Origin of the sequence: Klebsiella sp. MBT K-1, from assembly GCF_002556465.1 — a bacterium.
Taxonomy (GTDB): domain Bacteria; phylum Pseudomonadota; class Gammaproteobacteria; order Enterobacterales; family Enterobacteriaceae; genus Klebsiella; species Klebsiella grimontii.
The window spans coordinates 147574-172770 of record NZ_PDEL01000014.1; the positions used below are offsets into that span (position 1 = coordinate 147574).

General features: G+C 52.5%; 19 protein-coding genes. 18 read left to right on the top strand and 1 reads right to left on the bottom strand.

Going from position 1 to position 25197, the window contains the following annotated elements:
- The first annotated feature begins 161 nt into the window (after positions 1 to 161).
- Complete coding sequence (locus CMQ96_RS21015; RefSeq protein ID WP_049085751.1) at positions 162 to 1778, top strand: ABC transporter substrate-binding protein; 1617 nt, start codon at positions 162 to 164, stop codon at positions 1776 to 1778.
- 92 nt (positions 1779 to 1870) lie between these two features.
- Here the strand turns inward: CMQ96_RS21015 and CMQ96_RS21020 are convergent, their stop codons facing one another.
- On the bottom strand, positions 1871 to 2434 hold the full coding sequence (locus tag CMQ96_RS21020; RefSeq protein ID WP_098067296.1) for a DJ-1/PfpI family protein: 564 nt from the start codon (positions 2432 to 2434) through the stop codon (positions 1871 to 1873).
- A 91-nt stretch (positions 2435 to 2525) separates the two neighbouring features.
- Here CMQ96_RS21020 and CMQ96_RS28695 point away from each other — a divergent pair, with 91 nt between their 5' ends.
- The 17 genes from CMQ96_RS28695 (at position 2526) to CMQ96_RS28700 (ending at position 25184) form a co-directional block, all read left to right on the top strand.
- The gene (locus CMQ96_RS28695) at positions 2526 to 2675 is read left to right on the top strand and encodes a hypothetical protein (RefSeq protein WP_158414303.1); all 150 of its coding nucleotides are present in this window, start codon (positions 2526 to 2528) and stop codon (positions 2673 to 2675) included.
- Positions 2676 to 3251: 576 nt separating this feature from the next.
- A complete protein-coding gene (gene tssB, locus CMQ96_RS21025) occupies positions 3252 to 3743 on the top strand; it encodes a type VI secretion system contractile sheath small subunit (RefSeq protein WP_082236738.1) in 492 nt (163 codons plus the stop codon).
- A gap of 40 nt (positions 3744 to 3783) precedes the next feature.
- The gene (gene tssC / locus CMQ96_RS21030; RefSeq protein ID WP_098067297.1) at positions 3784 to 5319 is read left to right on the top strand and encodes a type VI secretion system contractile sheath large subunit; all 1536 of its coding nucleotides are present in this window, start codon (positions 3784 to 3786) and stop codon (positions 5317 to 5319) included.
- Positions 5320 to 5336: 17 nt separating this feature from the next.
- Positions 5337 to 6686, top strand: a complete 1350-nt coding sequence (tssK, locus tag CMQ96_RS21035; protein ID WP_064411485.1) for a type VI secretion system baseplate subunit TssK — start codon at positions 5337 to 5339, stop codon at positions 6684 to 6686.
- Entirely contained in the window at positions 6683 to 7372 is a 690-nt protein-coding gene (gene tssL, locus CMQ96_RS21040) for a type VI secretion system protein TssL, short form (RefSeq protein ID WP_064411484.1), read from the top strand. The genes tssK and tssL overlap by 4 nt, the downstream gene beginning before the upstream one ends.
- Positions 7372 to 9051: an OmpA family protein gene (locus CMQ96_RS21045; protein ID WP_098067284.1), complete on the top strand. Its 1680-nt coding sequence runs from the start codon at positions 7372 to 7374 to the stop codon at positions 9049 to 9051. Before tssL ends, CMQ96_RS21045 begins: the two co-directional genes overlap by 1 nt.
- Before the next feature lie 2 nt (positions 9052 to 9053).
- On the top strand, positions 9054 to 9545 hold the full coding sequence (locus CMQ96_RS21050; RefSeq protein WP_049130593.1) for an Hcp family type VI secretion system effector: 492 nt from the start codon (positions 9054 to 9056) through the stop codon (positions 9543 to 9545).
- Positions 9546 to 9710: 165 nt separating this feature from the next.
- Complete coding sequence (tssH, locus tag CMQ96_RS21055; RefSeq protein ID WP_098067285.1) at positions 9711 to 12371, top strand: type VI secretion system ATPase TssH; 2661 nt, start codon at positions 9711 to 9713, stop codon at positions 12369 to 12371.
- Positions 12372 to 12437: 66 nt separating this feature from the next.
- Positions 12438 to 13259, top strand: coding sequence for a lysozyme inhibitor LprI family protein (locus CMQ96_RS21060; protein WP_160183604.1), 822 nt, complete (start codon positions 12438 to 12440; stop codon positions 13257 to 13259).
- Positions 13260 to 13294: 35 nt separating this feature from the next.
- A complete protein-coding gene (locus CMQ96_RS21065) occupies positions 13295 to 15652 on the top strand; it encodes a type VI secretion system Vgr family protein (protein ID WP_098067287.1) in 2358 nt (785 codons plus the stop codon).
- Between the two features lie 30 nt (positions 15653 to 15682).
- Positions 15683 to 16165, top strand: a complete 483-nt coding sequence (locus CMQ96_RS21070; RefSeq protein WP_098067288.1) for a DUF3828 domain-containing protein — start codon at positions 15683 to 15685, stop codon at positions 16163 to 16165.
- Between the two features lie 12 nt (positions 16166 to 16177).
- Positions 16178 to 18916, top strand: a complete 2739-nt coding sequence (locus CMQ96_RS28940; RefSeq protein WP_255256993.1) for a hypothetical protein — start codon at positions 16178 to 16180, stop codon at positions 18914 to 18916.
- Between the two features lie 2 nt (positions 18917 to 18918).
- Entirely contained in the window at positions 18919 to 19353 is a 435-nt protein-coding gene (locus CMQ96_RS28425; RefSeq protein WP_141522400.1) for a hypothetical protein, read from the top strand.
- A 59-nt stretch (positions 19354 to 19412) separates the two neighbouring features.
- The gene (locus tag CMQ96_RS21080; protein WP_075210835.1) at positions 19413 to 19676 is read left to right on the top strand and encodes a PAAR domain-containing protein; all 264 of its coding nucleotides are present in this window, start codon (positions 19413 to 19415) and stop codon (positions 19674 to 19676) included.
- A 2-nt stretch (positions 19677 to 19678) separates the two neighbouring features.
- Positions 19679 to 20887, top strand: a complete 1209-nt coding sequence (locus tag CMQ96_RS21085) for a membrane protein (RefSeq protein WP_049130585.1) — start codon at positions 19679 to 19681, stop codon at positions 20885 to 20887.
- Entirely contained in the window at positions 20880 to 24248 is a 3369-nt protein-coding gene (locus CMQ96_RS21090; protein ID WP_098067289.1) for an ImcF-related family protein, read from the top strand. Before CMQ96_RS21085 ends, CMQ96_RS21090 begins: the two co-directional genes overlap by 8 nt.
- A 198-nt stretch (positions 24249 to 24446) precedes the next feature.
- On the top strand, positions 24447 to 25184 hold the full coding sequence (locus CMQ96_RS28700) for a hypothetical protein (protein WP_176519002.1): 738 nt from the start codon (positions 24447 to 24449) through the stop codon (positions 25182 to 25184).
- Positions 25185 to 25197 lie beyond the last annotated feature (13 nt).

Here is a 25197-nt window from a genome sequence, read left to right on the forward strand (position 1 = left end):
AGCAGTGTTGTGTAAAACCGTCCCGGAATCAAATAGTTTCCAGCGATAGTGAAATCAGCATAGACGTCAACTTTCTTTCACAAGCCGTTTGCAATTTCAGGTGATGAAACAAATAATTATCGCACTGCCAGCTCTGGTTTTTTTATTTTAAAGGGGATCTTATGAAGTATCCTGTCACATTGACATGCGGCGCGCTGTGGTTAGCCAGCGTCTCTTCTCTTGCCTGGGCAGCTGATGTCCCGCCGGGCACCGTTTTAGCCGAAAACCAGGTGCTGGTGCGGCACATTAAAGACGAGCCCGCCTCCTTAGATCCCGCGAAAGCCGTCGGTCTGCCTGAAATTCAGGTTATCCGCGATCTTTTTGAAGGTTTAGTCAATCAGGACGAGAAAGGCAACCTGATCCCGGGCGTGGCGACTCGCTGGCAGAGCAATGATAATCGCGTCTGGACATTTACCCTGCGCGATAACGCCCGCTGGTCCGACGGCACGCCGGTAACGGCAGAGGATTTTGTTTATAGCTGGCGGCGGCTGGTTGATCCTAAAACCACGTCCCCGTTTGCCTGGTTTGCTGCGCTGGCCGGAATCGCCAATGCGCAAAATATTATTGATGGTAAAGCCGCGCCGGACACCCTCGGCGTCACCGCCGTGGACGCGCGTACCTTGCGCGTGCAGCTGGATAAACCGTTGCCGTGGTTCAGTAATCTGACGGCCAGCTTTGCTTTCTATCCGGTGCAGAAGGCTAACGTGGAGAGCGGCGACAACTGGACGCGTCCGGGAAGCCTGGTTGGCAACGGCGCGTATGTCTTAAAAGATCGCGTAGTGAATGAAAAGCTGGTGGTGGTCCCCAATACGCACTACTGGGATAACGGCAAAACGGTGATCCAGCAGGTCACATTTACGCCCATTAACCAGGAGTCAGCGGCCACCAAACGTTATCTGGCCGGCGATATCGATATCACCGAGTCGTTCCCGAAAAATCTGTATCAGAAGCTGCTGAAGGATATTCCGGGGCAGGTTTATACTCCGCCGCAGCTGGGAACTTATTATTACGCCTTTAACACTCAGAAAGGGCCAACCGCCGATGAGCGCGTCCGCCTGGCGCTCAGCATGACTATCGATCGTCGTCTGATGGCGGAGAAAATTCTGGGTACCGGCGAGAAACCGGCCTGGCGCTTTACTCCGGACGTGACCGCAGGCTTTACTCCGCAGCCGACGCAAATCGAAAGCATGAGCCAGGCCGAACTGAATGCCCAGGCGAAAGCGCTGCTGCAGGCGGCGGGCTACGGTCCAAACCGTCCGCTGAAGCTGACGCTGCTGTACAATACCTCGGAGAACCACCAGAAGATCGCGATTGCGGTGGCGTCAATGTGGAAGAAAAATCTGGGCGTCGACGTGAAGCTACAAAACCAGGAGTGGAAAACCTATATCGACAGCCGCAATACCGGCAATTTCGATGTGATCCGCGCCTCGTGGGTGGGGGATTACAACGAACCGTCGACGTTTCTGTCGCTGCTGACCTCAACCCATAGCGGCAATATCTCCCGTTTCAACGATCCGGCCTACGACAAAATTCTGACCCAGGCGGCGCTGGAAACGTCGGAAAAAGCGCGCAATGACGATTACAACGCGGCGGAAAAAATCATTATGGCGAAAGCGCCCATCGCGCCGATATATCAGTACACCAACGGGCGTCTGATTAAACCGTGGCTGAAAGGGTATCCGATAGCCAATCCGGAGGACGTGGCCTATAGCCGCACAATGTATATCGTGAAGCACTGATGGGTCCTGGTATTTAGCCCGGAGCTGGCGCGATTTTAGCGCCAGCGCCTCCTTCAGACGGTCTTCATGGAGGCTGTTATCCGGTTGTTTTTCTACCGCAGCAATTCGGCAAATTTCGCCAACCATTGCGGATGGGCGGGCCAGGCGGGGGCGGTAACCAGATTGCCGTCAATATGCGCCTGATCGATACCAATGTCGGCAAAATGCCCGCCGCTGAGCCGCACTTCCGGCGCACAGGCTGGATAGGCGCTGCAGGTGCGGCCTTTTAATATGCCTGCCGCGGCCAACAGCTGAGGGCCGTGGCAAACGGCGGCAATCGGTTTACGCGCCGCGTCAAACGCTTGCACCAGTTTAAGTACTTCCGCATTCAGGCGCAGATATTCTGGCGCCCGCCCGCCGGGGATCAACAGCGCGTCATAATCCGCCTCTTTCACGCTTGTGAAATCGGCGTTGAGAATAAAGCGATGGCCGGGTTTCTCGCTGTAGGTCTGGGCGCCGTCAAAGTCATGGATGGCGGTCATAATGTAGTCGCCTTTGGATTTGTCAGGACAGACAGCATCAACCTGATGTCCAATCATTTGTAGTGCCTGGAACGGCACCATGGTCTCGTAATCTTCGGCGTAATCGCCCACCAGCATCAGAATCTTTTTGCCCATCATATTCACTCCTGTATGAATTAAAGTGTCTAAGATATAGCCTGGCGGGAGAGGGAATGCGAACCGCAACTCGGCTCAGGACAACAAAACAATGAATCCGCAGCTGCAATCCTTTGCGACCTGGCTGGCGGGAAGCGGGCGCGCTGCTTTCGAAGGGCGCTGGCAACCTCTGCTACTTGGGCGTTTAGCCAGTAAACTCACGTTACCTGGCGCCAGTAATCAGGCGGCGGGAAGGGACTAATGGGCGATGAGCATTATTGTCTGCCGTATTTAAATATACCGGCTGAATGAAATGCCAATATTTCATTGCACTTACTGATCATTAAGGTCCCGTCAGGTTTAATAATCAAAAGAGGACATCTGATAAAAATTATTTGTAACTTTTATACTAATCCTGTCTGTCATTTGCTATGGTTATATTAATTTCGGCTCAGGACTCATGAACAGTTTGTGAACGGTAAAAATAATTCTATTTTTCTTTCTGTTATCAGCCATCTTCTCAATACTGGAAATAATCATTATTACCGTTCTATATTGATTCTTATCAACTAAACAGGTTTGTTGAGATGTAAATTCATTATTTATTCATTAGGCAGGCGTAAATCCTGCCCTTATTGTAAGTAAATGGTTGGTATTTCATATTGGCTTTGTTCGTCTAATGCTTTTGATTTTTTATATTTGGATTAAAATGCTTAAGGAAAGTCTTGTATTGAACTTTAGAACTGACAGGTTGATATTTTCTGATGCTTTGCTCTACTATGGTTTTGTCATCAAACGTCGTTATTTTAACAAATATTCCTCAAGGGAAGGGACCGCTATGGCTGATAGTTTCCAGAATGAAGTGCCAAAGGCACGCATTAATTTAAAGCTGGCTCTGCATACAGGGGGGGTACAGAAGAAAGTCGAGTTACCGCTAAAGCTTCTCACCCTCGGTGATTTCAGTAATGGTAAAGAGGACCGGCCATTATCTGAAAGAGAAAAAATCAACATCAATAAAAATAACTTCAACAGCGTCCTTGCGGAATTCAATCCAGAAATAAACCTGACCGTGCAGAATACCCTGGCCGGAGATGGCACGGAGGAAAGCATTAAGCTGAACTTCGCCGATATGAAAGACTTCGAGCCTGAGCAGGTTGCCCGTCAAATCCCGCAGCTTCGCGCCATGCTGGCGATGCGTAATTTATTGCGCGACCTCAAATCCAACCTTCTTGATAACGCCACTTTCCGAAAAGAGCTCGAAAAGATTTTGAAAGACCCGGCGCTGTCTCAGGAATTACGCGATGAAATGAGCGCACTGGCCCCGAAATAAACGGCGTGTGTTATTTAATGGATTAACCGGGAATATGCTGATGTCTGTAAATACTGAAACCGCCTCCGCGCAGGGGCAGACTGCTGTACTGGAAAAAGAGGGCGTGTACGCCTCCCTGTTTGAAAAAATCAACCTGACCCCGGCATCCCGCCTGGGGGATATTAACGACTTTCTGGACGATGCCGCACTGTCTGACGCCCCGACGGGCGAGCGTCTGACGGCGGCGATGCAGGTGTTTATGGACTGCATCCGCAAGGCCGGCCAGCCGGTGGAGAAGCTCGATAAGACCCTGATCGATCACCATATCGCGGAGCTGGATTACCAGATTAGCCGCCAGCTGGATGCGATCATGCACCACGAAGCGTTCCAGAAAGTGGAGTCCCTGTGGCGCGGCTTGAAGCAACTGGTGGACAGCACCGACTATAGTCAGAACGTGAAAACCGAAATTCTGGACGTATCGAAAGACGATCTACGCCAGGACTTCGAAGACGCGCCGGAGCTGATCCAGAGCGGCCTCTACTGGCATACCTACACCGCGGAGTACGACACCCCTGGCGGCGAGCCCATTGGATCGGTGATCTCCGCTTACGAGTTCGACGCTAGCCCGCAGGACATGGCGCTGCTGCGTAACATATCTAACGTCTCATCCGCGGCGCATATGCCGTTTATCGGCGCCGTCGGCCCGGCTTTCTTCCTGAAAGATTCCATGGAAGAGGTCGCCGCGATCAAGGATATCGGCAACTACTTCGACCGCGCCGAGTACATCAAGTGGAAATCCTTCCGCGATACTGACGATGCGCGCTATATCGGCCTGGTAATGCCGCGCGTGCTGGGCCGCCTGCCGTATGGTCCGGACACCGTGCCGGTGCGCAGCTTTAACTACGTCGAGCAGGTGAAAGGTCCGGACCACGAGAAATACCTGTGGACCAGCGCGTCGTTCTCCTTCGCCGCCAACATGGTGAAAAGCTTTATCAATAACGGCTGGTGCGTGCAGATCCGCGGCCCGCAGGCGGGCGGGGCGGTGAAAGATCTGCCGATCCATCTTTATGATCTGGGTACCGGCAACCAGGTGAAGATCCCATCCGAGGTGATGATCCCGGAAACCCGCGAGTTTGAGTTTGCCGGCCTCGGTTTTATCCCGCTGTCGTTCTACAAGAATCGCGACTACGCCTGCTTCTTCTCGGCGAACTCCGCCCAGAAACCGGCGCGGTACGACACCGCCGACGCCACCGCCAACAGCCGGATCAACGCGCGCCTGCCGTACATCTTCCTGCTGTCGCGCATTGCGCACTACCTGAAGCTTATCCAGCGTGAAAACATCGGCACCACCAAGGATCGTCGTCTGCTGGAACTGGAGCTCAACACCTGGGTGCGTGGGTTGGTCACCGAAATGACCGACCCGGGCGACGAGCTGCAGGCCTCTCACCCGCTGCGCGACGCGAAGGTGGTGGTGGAAGACATTGAGGACAACCCGGGCTTCTTCCGCGTGAAGCTGTTCGCGGTGCCGCACTTCCAGGTGGAAGGGATGGACGTCAACCTGTCGCTGGTTTCTCAGATGCCGAAAGCCAAATCGTAAGGCGAGGGAAATCAGGGATGAAAATTTATCGTCCACTGTGGAATGAGGGGGCTTTACTGTCTCCTCAACAGTTCCAGCAGCAGGCTGAATGGGAGTCTTTTCGCACTGCCGGCGCATTAGCGCTGGCATCCCCATTCCCCTGGGGTGTGGAAAAGATTGAGTTTAATGACAGTCTTCTTTCGTCCGGGCTGATCCAGATTACGCAGTTACGCCTCTGGCTGGAAGATGGAACTCTTATTGATGCGCAAAGGAGCGATCTGCCTCCGGCGCCGCGTGAGTTAGATGCCAGCCAATTGGCAGGTCTTGATGCGGTAACCGTTGTCATCGCCCTGCCTCACATGCAGCCAGGTGTGATCAACGTTGAACAGGAAGGCGTCAATTCAGACCGGCCGCTTCGCTATCGTGAAGAGTGGGTGACGTTACAGGATGCCTTTGGCTCTGAAGACGAATCCATGGCAGTTGCCCGATTTAATTTCACCATCCGGTTTGCCCATGAAAGCAATGATTCATGGAAAGTGTGCCCGGTAGCAAGGCTGATCCGGGATGGGCAAAATGCGTGGCGACAGGATCCGTCTTTTATTCCTCCAGTGGCGTCATTTGGGGCAAACCCGGTCCTTCGCGAACGTCTGGTGTTGCTCAATCGCCAGTTACGCTCCCGACGCCAGCGTCTGATGACGATGCGTCGTGAAAGCAACGAAAGGCTCGCCGATTTTGCCGTCGCCGATGTTTCTCTTTTCTGGTTGCTGAATGCACTGAATTCTCACGCCAGGGTGCTGACGGAATACGAACGTTTTCCTGGCCGTCCACCTGAACAGGTGTGGGCGGAGCTCGCTCGTCTGGCAGGCAGTATGCTGACCTTTTCCCTGGACCATGATCTTGACGCCATACCGGCTTATGACCACGAGGAACCGGGTAATACGTTTCCTCCGTTGTTTGATCTGATAACGGGTTTGCTGGAGGCCAGTCTGCCATCCCGGGTTATTGCTCTGGAAATGTCCCGCCCGGATGGACAGACCTGGAAGGCCAACCTTCACGATATCCGTCTGCGTGAAGAGGCCGACCTCTATCTCTCTGTGCGCTCGGATATCCCGGCCTGGCAGGTTGCCGAGAAATTCCCTGCGCTCTGTCAGGCGGGATCTCCTGATGATGTCAGCGAGATCTATGGTGCGGCGCTCAAGGGGATCCCTTTGATCCCTGTGAGCAGGGTCCCGGCTGCGTTGCCTGTACGCATGGAAAACCAGTACTTCGCACTTGATATGGAAAGCCCTGCTGCGCATGAAATGCAGGAGCAGGGGGTATGTATGTTCTATGTGCCTGAGTTACTTGGCGCTCTGGAACTTGAACTGTTTGCGGTATTGCGCTCATGAGACAGGATATCGATATCGACCAACTGATGACGGAGACCTGGCTCACCGTCACCATGCTTAAAAAAGGCGCCGTCACGCTTAATGGCCCTGCGCTTTACAACAAATGCGTTAAACAGGTGGAAAGTGTGCGGGAAGCGCTGGAGCGTGCCGGTTATGACGACGCCAGCGTGGAGCATATTTCCTACGCGCAATGTGCCTTGCTGGACGAAACGGTGATGAGCCGTAAGCCCGGAAAAAGCGAAGAAGGAGTGGAGCCGAAAGTTGATGAAGGCCAAATGGCCTGGCGTAAAGCTCCGCTTCAGGCCCGTTTTTTTGGCTCACTTCGGGCAGGTGAAGCGTTATGGGATTGCATTGCCGAGGTTCTGCGTCAGCCCTCACCGAATCCGGCCGTTTTAACCTGCTATCACCGTGTGATAGCGCTGGGCTTTCAAGGATTATACAGCCTGAAGGCGGTCAGCCAGTCGCAGCGGGATGAGGTAGTGAAAGCCCTTTCCGAGCGGGTTTCTCCGCCTGATGCAGGCCTGTCTCTGGTTGTTCACCGGCCGGGGAAACATCGCTGGAGCCTGATGCGCTCAGTCTGGTTCTGGATAGCGCTAGCCGTCATTCTTACCGGGGGTATCTGGTGGGGGGGCCATCTGTGGCTTCAGGCTCTGTTGTCAGCACAAATACCGGAGCTGCATGGCTAATGCGTAGATCAGTCATCATTCCGGTAGCCCTACACACTTTAGCAGCCGTTGCCACGTTGCTGTGGTTGCTGTGGTATTTCATCCCGACAGGTAACGTTTTTAAATGCCTGACCACTCTGCTGATTCTCCTTCTGGCAGGCTGGTATGTTTTTAAAAGCTGTCGGCGTGAGGAGCAAGCATCCGACGCGACCCTCCCGGCTGCTGAACTGCCATTACTCGACACCCATGTCCCCGTTGTACTGGTGTGTGGTGACATGCTGGATGCGCTGTTTCAGGGAAGCCCTCTGCGTAAAACAGCGCAGGGATGGTGGCTACGGACCGATGACGTCAGCCGGTTAACTGACGTTGTCCGCAGCATACAGACGCAGTTCCCGCGCCAGGTCGGTCAGCTCTCGGTGATGTACCGCTGCCTGCCAGACCATCATCAGGATGAGGCCGTTCTTCGTTCCGCGCTGAAAACGCTCCGCCAGCAATGTAAACAGATTAAATCCCTGACGGGTTTCACACTGCCGGTTGTGTTGAGTGCCGAATTTTCCGGGCCTGAAACGCCGTGGATAATCGTTTGGGGTGATAAGCCGATTGTATGCCCGGTTAATGATTCACCGCAGGCGTTCATTGACTGGCAGCAGGCGGAAGACAATATCTTGGCGCTGCCAGCGGTTAGTCAGGCATTCTCCTTTATCCGTAATACGTTGACAAATGAGCTGGAGAAACCTGATCGGTTTACGCCACCTGTACGCGCATTTTCCGTTGCAATGCGCCTGGGTGTAGTCAATCCTGAGACTCAGTCCGTCTGGTCCGACTGGCTCTATTCCCGCACCTGTTTACAGTTTTCCCGAGACCCCGGGCATTCAATCCCGACAGTTTTTTTCCCGGATGCGGTTCTGCCCCTTCTGGCACCGTTTGCGTCGAGGGTACAGGGGGGCCAGCGTACCCGTCGTCTGGTTCTGCTGATGTGGCTGTGCATTCTGACGGCGTTGGGCATCTCCGCGCTCAATAATCGTTACCTTATCCGTCACGTCAGTGCCGATTTACAGCGCTGGAACGCCATTCCCATGGATCATTACCGGCCTAAAGCGGAATCACTGGCCGCGCTGAAACAGGATGCGCTCCTGCTTGAACGCTGGCAGCGTCAGGGAGAGCCTTTACGTTACAGCCTGGGTTATTACCCGGGGCAACGCCTGTGGCTGGCCTTGCAGCAGGCTATCGATACCTGGACACCACCCCCCGCCCCTAAACCGAAACCGGTAGCGAAAATTGTACGACTCGACAGCATGTCGCTGTTTGATTCCGGCAAATCGGCACTCAAAGACGGCTCAACCAAAATACTCGTCAACGCACTGGTGGGGATCAAAGCCAAGCCAGGCTGGCTGATCGTGGTCAGCGGCCACACAGACAATACCGGCAGCATACAACTCAATCAGACTCTGTCTTTGCAACGAGCGGAGGCCGTCCGTAACTGGATGCGTGATACCGGAGACGTACCGGAAAGTTGCTTTGCCGTGCAGGGTTACGGTGACAGCCGACCGATTGCATCAAACGATACGCCTGATGGCCGCGCGCATAACCGGCGTGTCGAGATCAGCCTGGTACCGCAGGCTGACGCCTGTCGTCTGCCAGGCGCAAAGCACGCGTCACAGGATGTACGTGACGTTTCAACTCAAGAAATGGAGAAGTAAACATGGCAATCCCAGTTTATCTGTGGCTGAAAGACGACGGCGGCGCTGACATCAAAGGTTCCGTAGATGTGAAAGATCGCGAAGGAAGTATCGAAGTTGTTGCTCAGGAACACACCCTGTATATCCCGACGGATAACAACACTGGCAAACTGACTGGAACCCGTATTCACACGCCGTTCCTGTTTACCAAAGAAATCGACTCTTCCAGCCCGTATCTGTACAAAGCGGTGACCACCGGCCAGACCCTGAAGTCTGCTGAATTCAAGTGGTACAAAATCAACGACGCCGGTCAGGAAGTTGAGTATTTCAACACCAAACTGGAAAACGTCAAGGTGGTGAAAGTCGCACCGAAAATGCACGACATCAAGGATGCCTCCTTCGAGAAGCATAACCACCTTGAGCAGATCGAGCTGCGCTACGAAAAAATCACCTGGACCTACAAAGACGGCAACATCATTCATTCCGATTCCTGGAACGAACGTACCACGGCGTAAGACCCTGGCGGACAGACTCCTTTCTGTCCGCCATTTTTGTTTTGCTCCGCACAGCGCCTGTCAGACGGACGCTTTGCAGAGCAGTCTCACAATTTATCGGCATGAACCTTATGGGCATCGGTTGACGGCCAGGGGCGGTAGCGTGCTTGAACAAGAGGGAACGACATGGAACATCATTCAGCAGTCCTGCTACGACGACTTAACCCTTATTGCGCCAGAGCACTGGAGGGGGCGGCTTCTTTATGTCAGACCCGTGCACATGCAGAAATTACGCCAGAGCACTGGTTGTTAAAGTTGCTGGAGCAGGGAGAAGGTGATCTGACCGTTCTCGCTCGCCGCTATGAATGGGACATGGATGCCGTCTGGCAGTCACTCCTGAGCTGGCTGGATGTACAGCCTCGTTCAGTTCGCACCCGACCAGAGCTCTCTGCGTCCCTTCAGACGCTGCTGAAACAGGCATGGCTTGCCGCCACGCTCGTCGGAGATGAGCAGATCCGCAGCATACATTTGCTTACGGCCATGATTGAAACGTCAGGGCTGACGCGCTGCGATGGCCTCTGGCCTTTGATGACGCTGACCACCAGCCAGCTGGAGAGGTTACGCCCCTTACTGGAAGCCCAGTCGGATGAGCGGCATGACGTTGCGCTCAGCGAGCAGGCTGGCAATGCCTCCATTATTGGCCGGGCGCCGCCATTACAACATGAAGCCCAAAAGCATGCTGAGGGTGGAATTGCGCAGCCTGCCGTTTCACAGGTGGAGTCCATTCTCAATCGTTTTACGGTTGATGTGACCGCCCGTGCCCGGGAAGGAAAGATTGACCCGGTCTTTGGCCGCGATAACGAAATCCGCCAGATGGTGGACATTCTCTCAAGACGCCGGAAGAACAACCCCATTCTGGTGGGTGAGCCAGGCGTGGGCAAAACGGCCCTGGTTGAAGGCCTGGCGCTACGTATTGCCGAGGGGAATGTGCCCGAAAGTCTTAAGCCTGTCATCGTCAGGACACTGGATCTGGGTTTGCTGCAGGCGGGCGCCGGTGTAAAGGGTGAATTTGAACAGCGTCTGAAAAATATCATCGACGCCGTCCAGCAATCCCCGGTGCCGGTGCTGCTGTTTATTGATGAAGCGCACACCATTATCGGGGCGGGTAATCAGGCGGGCGGGGCAGATGCGGCTAACCTGCTGAAACCGGCGCTGGCGCGTGGCGAATTGCGTACCATAGCGGCCACTACCTGGAGTGAATACAAGCAATATTTCGAACGTGACGCTGCCCTGGAGCGCCGCTTCCAGATGGTTAAGGTTGATGAGCCCGATGATGACACGGCCTGCCTGATGCTGCGCGGTCTTAAATCCCGCTATGCCGAACATCATGGCGTACACATTACCGGTGAGGCCGTCCGGGCAGCGGTGACGCTATCTCGCCGCTACCTGACAGGGCGCCAGTTGCCTGATAAAGCGGTGGACTTACTGGATACCGCTGCGGCCCGGGTGCGGATGAGTCTGGACATGCAGCCAGAACAGCTTACCCGGTTGCAGGCCCGGCTGACTGCGCTGGCCATGGAGCAGCAGGAGTTGCTGGAAGATATCTCCCTGGGTAACGCTGTTGATGCCAGCCGTCTGCCTCAGATCGAGCACCTTACTCTGGATCTCAACCAGCAGAAAACTGCCCTTCAGTCACAATATGAGACCGAAAAGCAGCTCACCGACTCGCTGAAAGCCTGCCGTGAAGATATCAGCCGCCAGAAGGAGATCTCCGCCTTCCAGCAGGAGCTGGCGCAGGTACAAAATAACAGCCCATTACTGGGTCTGGATGTTGATGTCCGCACCGTTGCGACCGTTATCGCCGACTGGACAGGGGTTCCCCTCTCGTCCCTGATGAAGGATGAGCAAACCGAATTACTGACGCTGGAAGAGCAGCTGGCAACCCGTGTTGTCGGCCAACATTCAGCTCTGAATGCCATAGCCCAACGACTGCGAGCGTCAAAAACCGGTCTGACGCCGGAGAACGGACCGCAGGGTGTATTTTTACTGGTGGGGCCAAGCGGAGTGGGCAAAACCGAAACAGCGCTGGCACTTGCTGACGTTATGTATGGTGGTGAGAAATCGCTCATTACCATCAACCTGTCTGAATACCAGGAGCCGCACACGGTCTCGCAGTTGAAAGGCTCACCTCCGGGCTATGTCGGATATGGTCAGGGCGGCATTCTCACCGAGGCAGTCCGTAAGCGGCCATACAGCGTAGTGCTGCTCGATGAAGTGGAGAAGGCTCACCGGGATGTGATGAACCTGTTTTATCAGGTCTTTGACCGGGGCTTTATGCGGGACGGGGAAGGGCGTGAAATTGATTTCCGCAATACCGTGATCCTGATGACGTCCAACCTGGGAAGTGACCCGCTGATGCAGTTACTGGAAGAGCAACCAGAAGCCACTGAGAGCGATCTGCATGAGTTGTTACGCCCGATCCTGCGCGATCATTTCCAGCCAGCGCTGCTGGCTCGCTTCCAGACGGTGATATACCGCTCGCTGGCAATGGATGCCATGCGCACCATCGTCGGCATGAAGCTGGCACAGGTGAGCATGCGTCTGCAACGCCACTACGGTATTTCCACTCACACTGGAGAAAGTCTCATCGACACGCTGACGAAGGCGTGTTTGCTGCCGGATACCGGTGCCCGCAACGTGGACAGCCTGCTTAACCAGCAGATCCTGCCGGTTCTGAGCCAGCAGTTATTAAGCCATATGGCGGCAAAACAAAAACCACACTCCGTGATGCTCAGTTGGGATGAGGAAGAAGGAATCGTACTGGAGTTTGGAATAGAAAGATCATAAAGCGATCCTAACGTATTCATTTTGCAACGTATGTTGCCGCTACAACTAATAAAAGGAACCCTAACAATGAAGTTTATGAAATATATTACGGCTCTTATCACATTTACCTGCGCTGCCAATTCATATGCTGGATTCTTTAGTTCATCTGATGAATTCAAATGTGGTCGAGATGATGCTGTTAAAGCGCTACAGCAGTACATAAGAGATGGGGCATCAGAAATGCTTCAGCATGATTCCATCCAAAATGCAAAGATACTTTTAAATAAGCCGGTTAATGTCTATTCAGAAAAGATGAACAGCATTACAGTTGATGTTAAGGGGGCGTCTACGATCGGTAACACCAGCCCTACGGAAGTATCGTGTAAAGCTAAGGTAAGTATATTATTACCGCAGGAAAGTATTGATGTCATTCATGCTATCCCGGAGCAAATTGCTCGTCTCCAGTCGGGACAAGAATCTTTTTATAACAACGCTGTTATATGGAAGGATTATAGCTATAACCTGAAACTCTCAGATGATAAAAAAGATATTTCTGTAACAGATCTCATGAAAGACAGTGCTTCCTCTGAGCTGTATTTTATTACATTGTCATCTGTTAACAAAAATGAACTCATTGACAAAAATAATGACATAAAAATCAAGGTTGCACAAAATGAATATAACGAAGCGGATACCGAGTTAAATATCCTGTGGAAAAATATGCCTGATTCTATACGTGCTTCGATGAAATCCTCCCAGTTGGCATGGGTGAAAGACAAAGCAGTGAAATGCGGGAAAATTAGTGATGCAACGGGCAATACCGCAGATATTGCTACGAAGGTAAATATCTTTAACTGCCAGACAAAAATGACTAATGAGCGAATCACTATTTTGGGTGGCGGTAATTAATTGACGATCAGTAGTATGCTGCAGGGAGAGGAACCATGATTGAAAGTTTAAGCAGTCTGGTACATAAGGCCATGGATGAAGCCCTGGGCCTATCGCGCTACCGGGTTGATGTGCATGACTGCAGCCATTTCCTGGATGTATTGCATTACAACGCCGTTGAATCCCTCAGTCAGCCCTGGCGGTATGACGTGGCGGTCACCTGCTCTTCTGCGGATATTGCCTGCGACGCGTTACTGTTGAAGCCCGCGTCATTCACTTTCCAGACACCCGTGTTTGACGGGACACCGGCCCTGCCGGTCAGGACGGTATTCGGCGTGGTGGAGTCCTTTCGCCGCGTGTCCACCTCGAATGATGAGACCCATTACGCACTGACGATCGTTCCCCGTATCGCCCTTCTGGACTATACGAAAGGGAGCGAAATCTACCTCAATCAGTCGGTTATTGAAGTGGTTGAACAGGTATTGCGTAAACACGGTCTGGAAGGGCCTGATTTTGAGTTCCGGCTCTCCCGCGAATATCCCTCCCGGGAGCTCATCACCCAGTGGCGGGAAACCGATCTTGAGTTTATTCAGCGCCTGCTGACGGAGGTGGGGATTTACTGGCGCTATGAAATGGACAGCCGTCTTGAACAGGACGTGGTGATTTTCCAGGACAGCCAGCAGCAGTATGAATTTGGCGTCACGCTCCCATTACGCAACCAGGCCGGGATGAGTGACAGCGGGCAGGAGAGCATCTGGGGTATTCAGACCGCATATAACGTGGTGAGCGGAAGTGTGTCTACCCGGGACTACAACTACCGTGAAACGCTACAACCTCAGGATAGTGCCGAGAGCATTTTCAGCAAGGAAGGGATCACCACCGGAGAAACGTACCATTATGCTGAACCCTTCCTGACGGCAGGTGACGCTGAAAGCCCGGAGACCGGGGCATACTTCGCCCGTCTGCGTCACGAACGCATTCTGAACGCGCAGTATCGCGTCAGCGGGCATTCCTCCAGCCCTCATCTGGCTCCGGGTCAGGTACTGGAAACGGACGGCACGTTACCCGATGCCGTCAGGGAAGGCATCGTCATCACTACGGTGCGCACTCGCGGTTCACGCAAAAGTCGCTTTACTATGACGTTTGAGGGCATCCCCTACAGCGAAACCGTCTGCTGGCGTCCGGTACTGCTCAATCGTCCGGTGATATCCGGCTCGCTTCCGGCCCGGGTGGAAAGCACACAGAAAGGCGACACCTATTCCTGGCTCGATCCGGAAGGCCGCTACCGGGTAAAACTGGACTTCGACCATAACAGCCCTGAACAGGGTAATGCCTATTTGTGGCTGCGACTGGCTAAACCCTATGCCGGTGATACCTATGGCTTCCACTCTCCGCTTATCGACGGAACGGAAGTGGCCGTTGTATTCGACGGCGGAGACCCGGATCGCCCCTACATCGCTTATGCCCTGCATGATTCAGAGCATCCGGACCCTGTCACCAGTGACAATCATACACGGAACGTGTGGCGCACTCCGGCGAACAATAAGCTGCGGATGGAGGATAAGCGCCAGGAAGAGCATATCAAGCTCGCGACGGAATATGGCAAAACGCAGCTCAACATGGGACACCTGGTCAACGGTCAGCGTGAAAAGCGCGGGGCCGGTTTTGAACTGCGAACGGATGAGCATGGCGCTGTACGTGCGGCAAAAGGGCTGTTCCTGACGGCGGATGCCCAGGCCAAAGCGCAGGGGCCGGTACTGGAAATGGCGCCTGCGATTAACCAGATTAACCAGGCGAACAGCCAGATGCAGGCGTTGAACAGCGCCGCTGAAGCCGCCGGAGCCCTGGTCTGCGATATCAATACCCAGATAAATTTTGTGACCGACAAAATCAGGGACCTCCAGTCTGCAGTCCTGCTGGGTAGCGCTCCGCAGGGGGTTGCACTGACCTCAGGTGAACACCTTCAGCTCAGCAGCACCCGCAACACCATGATCAATGCAGGCCAGCATCTTGATATCGGTGCGATGAAAAATTTGTCCGTGACGGTAGAAAAAGCCCTCGGTCTGTTTGTGCATAAAGACGGGGCTAAGCTGGTTGCCAACCAGGGAGACATCGAGATTCAGGCTCAGCACAACACGATGGCCCTGTTTTCTGAAAAGCAGCTGACGGTGACCAGTAGTGAAGACGAAATTATTATCAGCACCCCGGAAACGCTGACGCTGAACGGTGGCGGATCTTACCTGAGGCTGAGTAAGAACGGTATTGAGCATGGTTCATCAGGTGAGTTCATTATGAAAACGTCGGACTATCTGGTACCAGGATCGGGCGCAAATCTCCCCAACGAAACACCCAATTTCAGCCTGACGGACATTACCCAGGAAAATAAGATCAGCAGTAAGTCATTCAATGACTGATACAAAAATAGTGAACAGGGAACTTAGACTATGAAATCAACGCTCAAAAATTTATTGCTGTTATTGACTTTTGTTTTCGCGATATTTTCAAAGTTCAGTTTTGGAGAAAATAACAGCTCGATACTCGATGCGAAAAGTCCAGAATTCGTTGTTAAAAAATTTTACTCTGACTATCTCACCGCGTGGAACGACCCTGATGTGGGGAGTGGTGCAGAGAAAAGCCAGAAGGCAATTGATAGCTATACGACACAACACCTTCAGCAACTTAACAGTGACAATGATACTGGGGCTGATTATTTACTCAACGCTCAGGAAATATGTCCTGACTGGGTTAATGAAATCGAGGTTAAAACATCTTCCGTGAGCAGTAACAAGGTTGCAGCTGAGTTAACGCTTGGACATGCTGATAGTGAATCAAAATATGATATCGGCCTTGTTCTCAAGAATGACAAATGGCTAATGAATTCGGTGAAGTTCATATCCAGAAAAACAGGTCATTGCAACGAGAACTAAAGGAGAGAGACAATGTTCAATCAAACCACTGCTCTGAGCACATTAAAATCAAATGCTGCGGCCATTGCTGCTATTAACAAAAAGAACTTTGATAGCGGCAAAGATAAAAAGCTTAAATACGGAAAGTCCAGATGTGCGCATTATGTAAAAGTGGCATTGGTTTCTGGTGGGCTTTCGGCAAAAAATTCAGGCATTAACTCAGCAAAAGATTACGGGCCTTGGTTGGTTGAGAATAATTTCAAACCTGTTGAAGGCGTAACAACGGTAATTAGTGGTGGCGTTTATTCCATCTCAGGACAACAAGCCGGTGATGTAGCTATCATCCAGGCCGTGGGAAAGCACACCGATGGCCATATGACCATGTTCGATGGAGCCAAATGGGTGTCTGACTTTGTGCAGGACCGTGGATTTTATCCAGGCCCAGCGTACAGGGGAAATAGTGTCGCATATAAACTTTATCGCTATGCAGGAACAACAGCTGAAAATAAAAGTACAGCCTTTACAAAGGGGAAAATAAATATCGTTTGGCCGATCCCCTCTAACAACCGTGGAACTGAGTTTGGTAGTCAGGAAGATATCCTTTCGCACCTCAGCGGGGAGTCAACCGGACAGTACGCTATTGGTCGGAGTGGAATGTGGCATGGCGGGATCCATATCACGGAAGCAACGACCCCGTGGTGTGCTCTTAGTGGCAAGTCTCCTCTTGAAGCATTAGATTTCCCGGTTCCCTTTAAAGGTGAGCAGGCTGTGCGATGCATGGCTGACGGCGAAGTGGTTGCTTATCGTGTCTGCAAGGATTATCTGATGCTTGCATGGGAGTCCGGCCCACTGAGCTTTTCCGGTTCGTTTGTTCTGGTTAAACACTTTATTCAACCGGGGGAGAAAGAATCCAGCAGGCTGCATTTCTACACCCTGTATATGCATCTTGCGCCGTATTCAGCTTATGAAGCTGAAGCAGAAAATCAGTGGGTCATTCAGGATACTCTAAGAGCATATTCTAAAATGGACGGGCTGACGGCGAAACTGATTTCAGATAAAACTTCTCCACAAATTTCCGGACACATGCCTAAAGGGGCAAGAGTGGAGTGGGACCCAGCAGACAGTAATCTTAACGCCACAGGAAATAACAAGCGAAAATATGGCCTTGTGACACTAAAAGGATTACCAGAAGAAACCAGCAGTACCCTCACACTTGGTCAGCGCTATTGGGTTGTTGTGGATAACAACAATATTAAGCCAGCGCCGGGGGCCGGTCCAGGCTGGTGGCAGCATTTGCTTCCTCCCGCAAAGGAAGTCATGGTATTTGATAAGATAGTAAGTCTCAGTTCTCCATTTGCTATTAAGGCCGGTGACCCGATTGGCCACATGGGCTACTATCAGGCACCAAAAGACGGTGGTTATGAGGCACGATACCAGGTACATATCGAATGCACGAGCATGGATGATAATCTGGAGAAGTTCCTGACCAACCCAGAAAAAGTGGGGGAGAAAAACCCGCTCTGGTTGAAGTATTCTCCTGGCCTTGCTCTTTTCACAAAAGATGTTGCGAAGGGCACCTTCGCAAAGGGCTCGACGTCGACAACGCGGATAGGCATTCTACCGTTGAGTAAGGTCACAACTGAAACTGATAACTCAACAAAGCAAGAATACTGGCAGCTGCGGCCGGAAAATGCCTATGTGCCCAAAGGCCAGGCGGAGCCTCAACTTCTGTCACAGTATGATCTGGCGAAGCTAGGCTTCAGAACTGAAACCTCAGAGCCTACCAGTTTTGATTACCTGGATGGAAAAAACCAGCCTGTTGGATTCTTCCGCAGCCTTATCAACTCGCTCTATGAGGCTGCGACCGGTGATACGCGAACCAGTCATGCCCTGGTTAAGCATAATTATCAGCGCCTGCTGGATAAAATTGACAGTGGAAGCGACCGTTATTCTCCAATGGAGTACTGGAGAGCACTTCATAACCCCGACTATCGTGAAGTTATTCAGAAAACTATCGTAAAACATCCCAGCGACTGGTACTTCAAAAAAGACGATGCTATCTGGCAACCGTTCCTGAATGCGCTGAAGAAAGAAGCACCGGAATGGAAGAAGTACAGCGAAGATTTTCTCGACAAAATGGCATGGATGCAGGATGTTACGACTGAAAAACTGGGCCCCGAGCTTTGGCATATGCATCCAATCGTATTTTTAGGGGCGTTTATTAAACGAGATAAAATAATATGGATGAAAAAATTCACAGAGAAATTTGGAATAACTAAAGCAGAAGCATTTAGAACGAAGCTATTGAGTGTATCAAGAAATCTAAGCATTGACCCAAATTATATCATGGCTTGTATAGCACTTGAGACAGGAAAAACCTTTAGAACCGACATAAAAAATCCAGGCTCTTCAGCAACCGGTTTAATACAATTCATGAAAAGCACAGCAGACGAGTTGGGCACAACTACTGCAAAACTTAGAAAGATGGATCACGTTGAGCAAATGGATTACGTTGAAAAATACTTCAAAATGCAGGCGAACAATGTTGGTGTTTCAACTGACAAGTGGACACTTGAAGATGTCTATTATTCTATATTCAGTCCAAAAACAATAAAACTTGGTCCCAATGATATTGTTTACCAAGAAAACAATGGTGATCTGTATAGCAAAAATCTTTATCATGACAGAAACAACGATGGTAAAATCACTAAAAATGAAATTGCGGAAAATATACGCGTAAATTATAAGCAAGGTATTCCTGAGGCCGGGTAATAATGAAAGAACAAATAAAATACTCTTTGACTGCATTGATTTTAATGGCGTCAACAACATATGCTCATTGCTCTCAAAGTAATGATGTAGATATGTTAGTCACAGCAAATAAACTTAAGAGTTCTGGATTTGTTGATGGGCAAACAGGGCGCGTGATAACAGACTTAAATGGTGACGGTAAAAAAGATATCATCGAATATACTTTTGTGAGTTCAACGCCGCCAGGTACCTGTAATGAATCGGATTGTATGTCAAATCTCGACAATTCTCCTACTTTGACATTCCAAATCACGATGCACGATGGAAAATCAATAGATGCAGCATATATGTGTACATCTATTGGGGTTTCAAAAAATATGCACAAAGGGTTGAAAGATATTTTTTGTGGTCCTAAATATATTTTACGCTGGAATGGAGAAGAGTATGACACTAAATAGGTTCGACTGCCAATTACTTTCATCCACGGACAAATATTAACTGATAGAGATCTTTATTAATGCTCCAGATTATCCGTAAAGGCGATAAAACAACCTACGGTGGTTCGGTGTTGACCGCTTCCGAAACAATGAAATTCGGCGGTATTGGTGTTGCCCGTAAAGGCGACAAAGTGTCATGCCCGGTTCCGGGACATGGCCCTACAACCATCATAGAAGGCAATCCTGATTATCTTGATCATGGTATCCCGGTGGCATTTCACGGTCACAAATGTGCCTGTGGTTGCACATTGATCAGTTCATTTGCCGCAGCAAAGGTTGCCTGATTATGCCCGTCTGGCTGGATGCCATTCCTGAAAAGGCTCCTAAGGTAGCGCGTCCCGGCACCGGCCGTTGGCTGCTATTCCTCGCGTTTGTCATGCTGGGGGGCATAGCGCTCACGCTATGGTGCTGGACGTCAGAGCGAACCGGATTTGTCTTCTGGTTCACCGCGCTGGGTCTTCCATTGTGCACCTGGGGGCTTATTTTCGGCTTACGCCGGTTTGCCTACAAAGCCGAACAGGTGGGAGCCGAGTCCCGAAATGTACAGCGAGAAGCGCTTATTGACAGTGAAATTCTTCGCGGTCAGCGCTGTGCCTGGATCCTCGGTACATACATTCAGGCCCCGGCCGGAAACAAAACCGATGACCTGCTTGAGGCAATGAAAGTCGCAGCACCCGCTATCGACTTCTCCCGCCCAAGAGGATGTGACAAACCGGTCAGATACGCGGCATTAACAGAATACCAGGCTGATTTAACAAAGGCCCTGACAGCAGCGGTGACTAAACTGACCACGCGTGTAGAAGGGATCGTTCAGCCGCTTCCGCCGGAGTTGCCATGCTGGCTGGTGCTGGATTGTGATAACGACCTGTACCCCTTGATTGAAGAGCAGCTTAAGGCCGCTCTCTCACTAAAGACCGGCAGGATTTTTCGCCTGATGTCCGGAAAAGGGTTGAGCGCACTCGATGCCTGGCTGGACAAGCGATGGGACAATCCGAGCATTCTGGTTGCCATCACTCTGTCGTTACCCGCGTCTCCCCGGGAAGAAGATGCTGATGCCATCTCGATGGTGGTATTGAGCAACCGCAAAGCCCACGCCTGGCCGGATGCACTACGCCTTCATCGCCCCGAAAGGGGAGCAGAATCAACGCTCACAAAGACACTCACCCGGGCGCTGCTCTGGGCGAAGACCAGGCCAGATGAACTCAAAGGAAGCTGGATCTCCGGTCCCACATTGACCGCTGGAAGCGGCTGGAATAATGCCTGCGAGCAGAGCGGGGTGGAATTTAGCCTTTCAGAGGACAACTTCAGTATCGATCCAGTTCTGGGATACACGGGCCATGCGGCTCCATGGCTGGTCATCACGCTTGCCAATGCTGACGTTGAACAACGAGGCCCGCAGGTTATCGCCGCACAACCCGCCGCTGATAAAGACGACATCTGGATCGCCGTCATCACCAAAGAAGAAGTTCGCAAGGAATCGCCTAAGAATGTCTAAGGTAAAAGTAAAAACACTCATCGGCTCCGTTGTGACTGTCGCCTTTTTTCTGACAGTCATCGTGGCATTTCTGTTTTATGCCTTTCCGGAAAACGTAGCCTCGGGCACCGGCTTCGGACCGTATGACGGTCAACGAATACTCACATTCTGCGCCATACTGGTTGCCGCGTTGTTTTTACTCGGCTGGCTGATAGAGAAGGCTTTCGACCACGCGGGTAAATCCGGGTTGTATTTCCAGTGGGGGCAGAAAAAGGCTGAGACTGCCGCTCCGTTGACGAACCCAATTCCCAGTGAAGAAGACGATGATGAACCCGTTTTCAGCGAAGACGTCGTGTCCGAACACCTGCGCTTTCGCTATGGACGCCGCTGGAAGCGTAAAGTGCGTCTCCTTTTGGTTATGGGCAACCCGGACGACGTCCACAACGCGGCCCCGGGCCTGTGTCATGACCTCTGGCAGGAAGGCGACGGCAACGTACTGATTTATGGCGGCGACGCCCAGTCGCTTCCGGATGAGATCTTCCTGTCAAAACTGAAACGCCTGCGTCCTGGTCATCCGGTTGATAGCATCATTCAGGTGATAAGTACCTCAGCCCTCCCGACGGATATCGAACGGGATGCCTTTTTGCGCTGTCGCCAGAAAGCCGACCATCTGCTGGGCTGGCAGGCCCCAGTCTGGCTGTGGCTGACTGACAACGCTACTGGTGCTCAGCAGGATGCGGGAACGGCTGCTACAGGGGTTATTTTCGGACCGGAAGGTACTGTAAAAGAGGCGGAAAAGGCATTTACTACGCTGTCTCAGCGCCTGCAAAAAACCGGTATGGCACAGATACTGAATAATCCGGCTGATTTCGGTCTGCTTCAGTTATCCCTCCGCCTGCGGCAGGAACTGAAAGCCAGTCTGACCGTTTTGCTCAGCGGGTTGATGCAGGGATCTGCAGCCTTTCGTTTACGGGGGGTCATGTTCAGCCCTGAACTGGCTGTTGCCGGAACGGTGCCGAACACACGTCTGGACACCCCGACATGGAAAGCCGTCATTGATGACTGTGATGCGGTCAGCGGCAGGAAACTGGGTATCGGCTGGCTAAAGATGCTGCGGTTAATTTTGCTTTCCCTGATTGTCCTGTGGGGGGCCGGTACACTGTTGTCCCTGATCGTTAACCGTACCCAGATTTATCAGGCGCAGGAAACGGCGAGGCAGGCAGCGGATACTGCAAAAACACTGGCTGAACGCCTGCACAACCAGCTCGTACTCCAGCAAGCCATTGCCCGTCTGCAACATCGTGAGGCGACCGGCGCTCCATGGTACACACGATTTGGTCTTAATCAAGACAGCGACACGCTGGCCGCACTCTGGCCCCTGTATGCTACAAATAACGCACAGCTGATGAGGGATGCCACCGCAGAGAATCTCAGGCAGCAGCTGAATGCCTTTGTGCAACTTCCTCCTGCCAGTGATGCCCGAACACAGGGCACACAGCACACCTATGACATGCTGAAAAGTTATCTGATGCTGGCCCGTCCGGATAAAGCGGACGCAGGTTGGCTGGCAAAAAACGTACTGGTCGCCTGGCCGAAACGTCAGAATGTACCGGATGGTACCTGGCAGGACCTCGCCCCGAAGCTGCTGGGCTTTTATGCGCAGAATCTTCCTGCACACCCCGAATGGAAAATTAAGCCTGACGCTGAATTAATCGGCGCGGTCCGCCAGATCCTGCTTAAACAGATAGGCCAGCGTAACGCTGAGTCCGGGTTGTACCAGGACATGCTTAAGCGCGTGGCCAGCAACTGGCCTGATTTAACGCTTGCCGATATGACCGGCGATACCGATGCCTCAACGGTATTCAGCACGGACGAAGTCGTCCCGGGTATGTTTACGCGCCAGGCCTGGGAAGAGCAGGTACAGGATGCGATCAACGAGGTCGTTAAAACCCGCCGTGACGAAATCGACTGGGTACTGACGGATAAAATCCATCAGACAGGGAGCGATATTTCCCCGGAAGCGCTGAAGGCCCGGCTGATCGAACGTTACTTTACCGATTTTGGCAATGCCTGGCTGAATATGCTCAACAGCATTCAGTGGCAGGATGCAACTTCACTTTCAGAAGCTATTGCCCAGCTCAACCTGATCGGCGACGTCCGCCAGTCCCCGCTGGTGGCACTGATGAACACGCTGGCCTGGCAGGGGAAAACGGGGCAGAAGAGTGAGGCACTGGCTGATTCGATAGTGGACTCAGCGAAAAAGCTGATCGGTCAGAAAAAAAATGCCAGACAGTTTATTGAACAGGCACAGGGCCCTAAAGGTCCGCTCGATGGCGTGTTTGGACCGCTGATGGGTCTGATGGAGGGTAAAGAGGGGACCGGTAGCAACGGTAATCTCAGTTTCCAATCCTGGCTGGCCCGTGTTACCCAGGTGAGGCTGAAGCTTCAGCAGGTCACTAGCGCCCCGGATCCGCAGGCTATGTCGCAGATGCTGGCCCAGACTGTGTTCCAGGGTAAAGCTATCGATCTGACGGATACGCGTGACTATAGCAGTCTGGTGGCGGCAAGCCTGGGTCAGGAGTGGAACGGGTTCGGCCAGTCATTGTTTGTGCAACCGCTGGATCTGGCCTGGAGACAGATACTTGCTCCGGCTGCAGGAAGCCTTAATAACCGCTGGCAGACAACTATTGTCGATCAATGGAACAAAGCGTTTGCCGGTCGCTATCCGTTTAAAGCTACCGGCAGCGATGCCTCCCTGCCGTTACTGGCTCAGTTCCTGCGCAGTGATTCGGGGCGAATCACTAGCTTCCTGAAAACTAATCTTGGCGGGATCCTTCACCAGGAGGGGAATCGCTGGGTGGTCGATCCTTCAGCAAGTCAGGGGATGGAGGTGAGCCCGGATTTCCTGCGGGCAATTAATCTGCTGGCTGAACTGGCGGATATCGTTTTTGCTCAGGGCGATGCGGGTATTCACTTTGAACTGATGGCGCGTCCTTCCCGTGATATAGCCCGTATGCAGTTGACGCTTGACGAGCAAAATCTGGATTTCTTTAACCAGATGGAAAGCTGGCAGAGCTTTACCTGGCCGGGGAATACGTACTACCCGGGCGTCAGCCTCCGCTGGCGTAGTGTAAGCAGTGGTATGCAACTCTACGCCAGTAACCAGGGGAACTGGGGCTTCATTCGCCTGCTGGACACAGCCCTGATCACACCACTCGATGCCAGCCGTACACAGCTGGTGTGGATCACCGCCGACGGCAATCCTCTGAAGTTTGTGATGCGCAGTGAACTCGGCAACGGCCCTCTTGCGTTACTGAAGCTTCAGGGATTCACGCTGCCTGACACTATCTTCAACGTCGCACCTGGCGCAGAAGAGCGCTAAAAACGATGGGCGGGAAACTTCATCCGGCACTCGCTTTCGCAAAACAGGTGGAAGGCTGGTCTCCGGGTATTTTCAACATGGTGGATAAGTGGCGGGAGGACGAATCACCAGCCCCCAGGTAGTTTATGACCTTCGGTAGTGTCGGGCCTGGCTCAGTGATTGGCTGAAGCATAATCCAGCGTCTGAGGAAGGATTCCTTTGTCCGCGCTCATGAAAGATTTCTCGCCGCATATCGTTTATATGACGCTTGCGGCCTGGCGAACCGGTAAAACACTTCTCCACTGCGATGAGTCTCTCTTTCGGATCCTGGGAGAAACCCGCCAGACCGACGCACTGTCAGGAGAAATGCTTCGCCGCCTGCCATTCTGGGGATTCTGGCTCGATTTTCCGGCTGACACGGTCTTTGCTGAAGGCCAGGGTGCGCTGATGGGCGCATTTTTCACCCTTGCCGATCATGATAACCAGACGGATGCGCTGCTCGCCCTGACGCTCGCTCAGGATCCGCTTTTCCGGGAGCACATTCCGATGGGGATGGAGTATCTCGCGTTAACCGATCCTGTCTCCACGGCTATCAGTCAGCAGGAGGAGGGGATCTGTGGATTCTGGCGCGCTGTTCTGGCTTTGCTCGGAGACCAGCGCCAAGAGGCGTCGAAAAGCATCAACGCCTCATCCCCCGGACAAGCCGGTGCAGATTTTTGCGGGCGACCGGGCCGGTTCCGCGCTCAGGCAGGCACCGCGAGCGCCGGAAGCCAGTACCTCAGGGGACAGCCCCTCCACGCCCATCAGCGCCTTCGCCCCCATGTCAGAAAAGCCCACTGGCAAACCCACTCAGGGGGAGGAGAAAAGTATGCTGCTGAAATGGAAGTCATCGCAAATCGTCAATGGCAAGGACGACGATTGTCTGGAAGCGGTCGTGAGGTTTATGAAAGAAACTAACAAACGGGAAAAA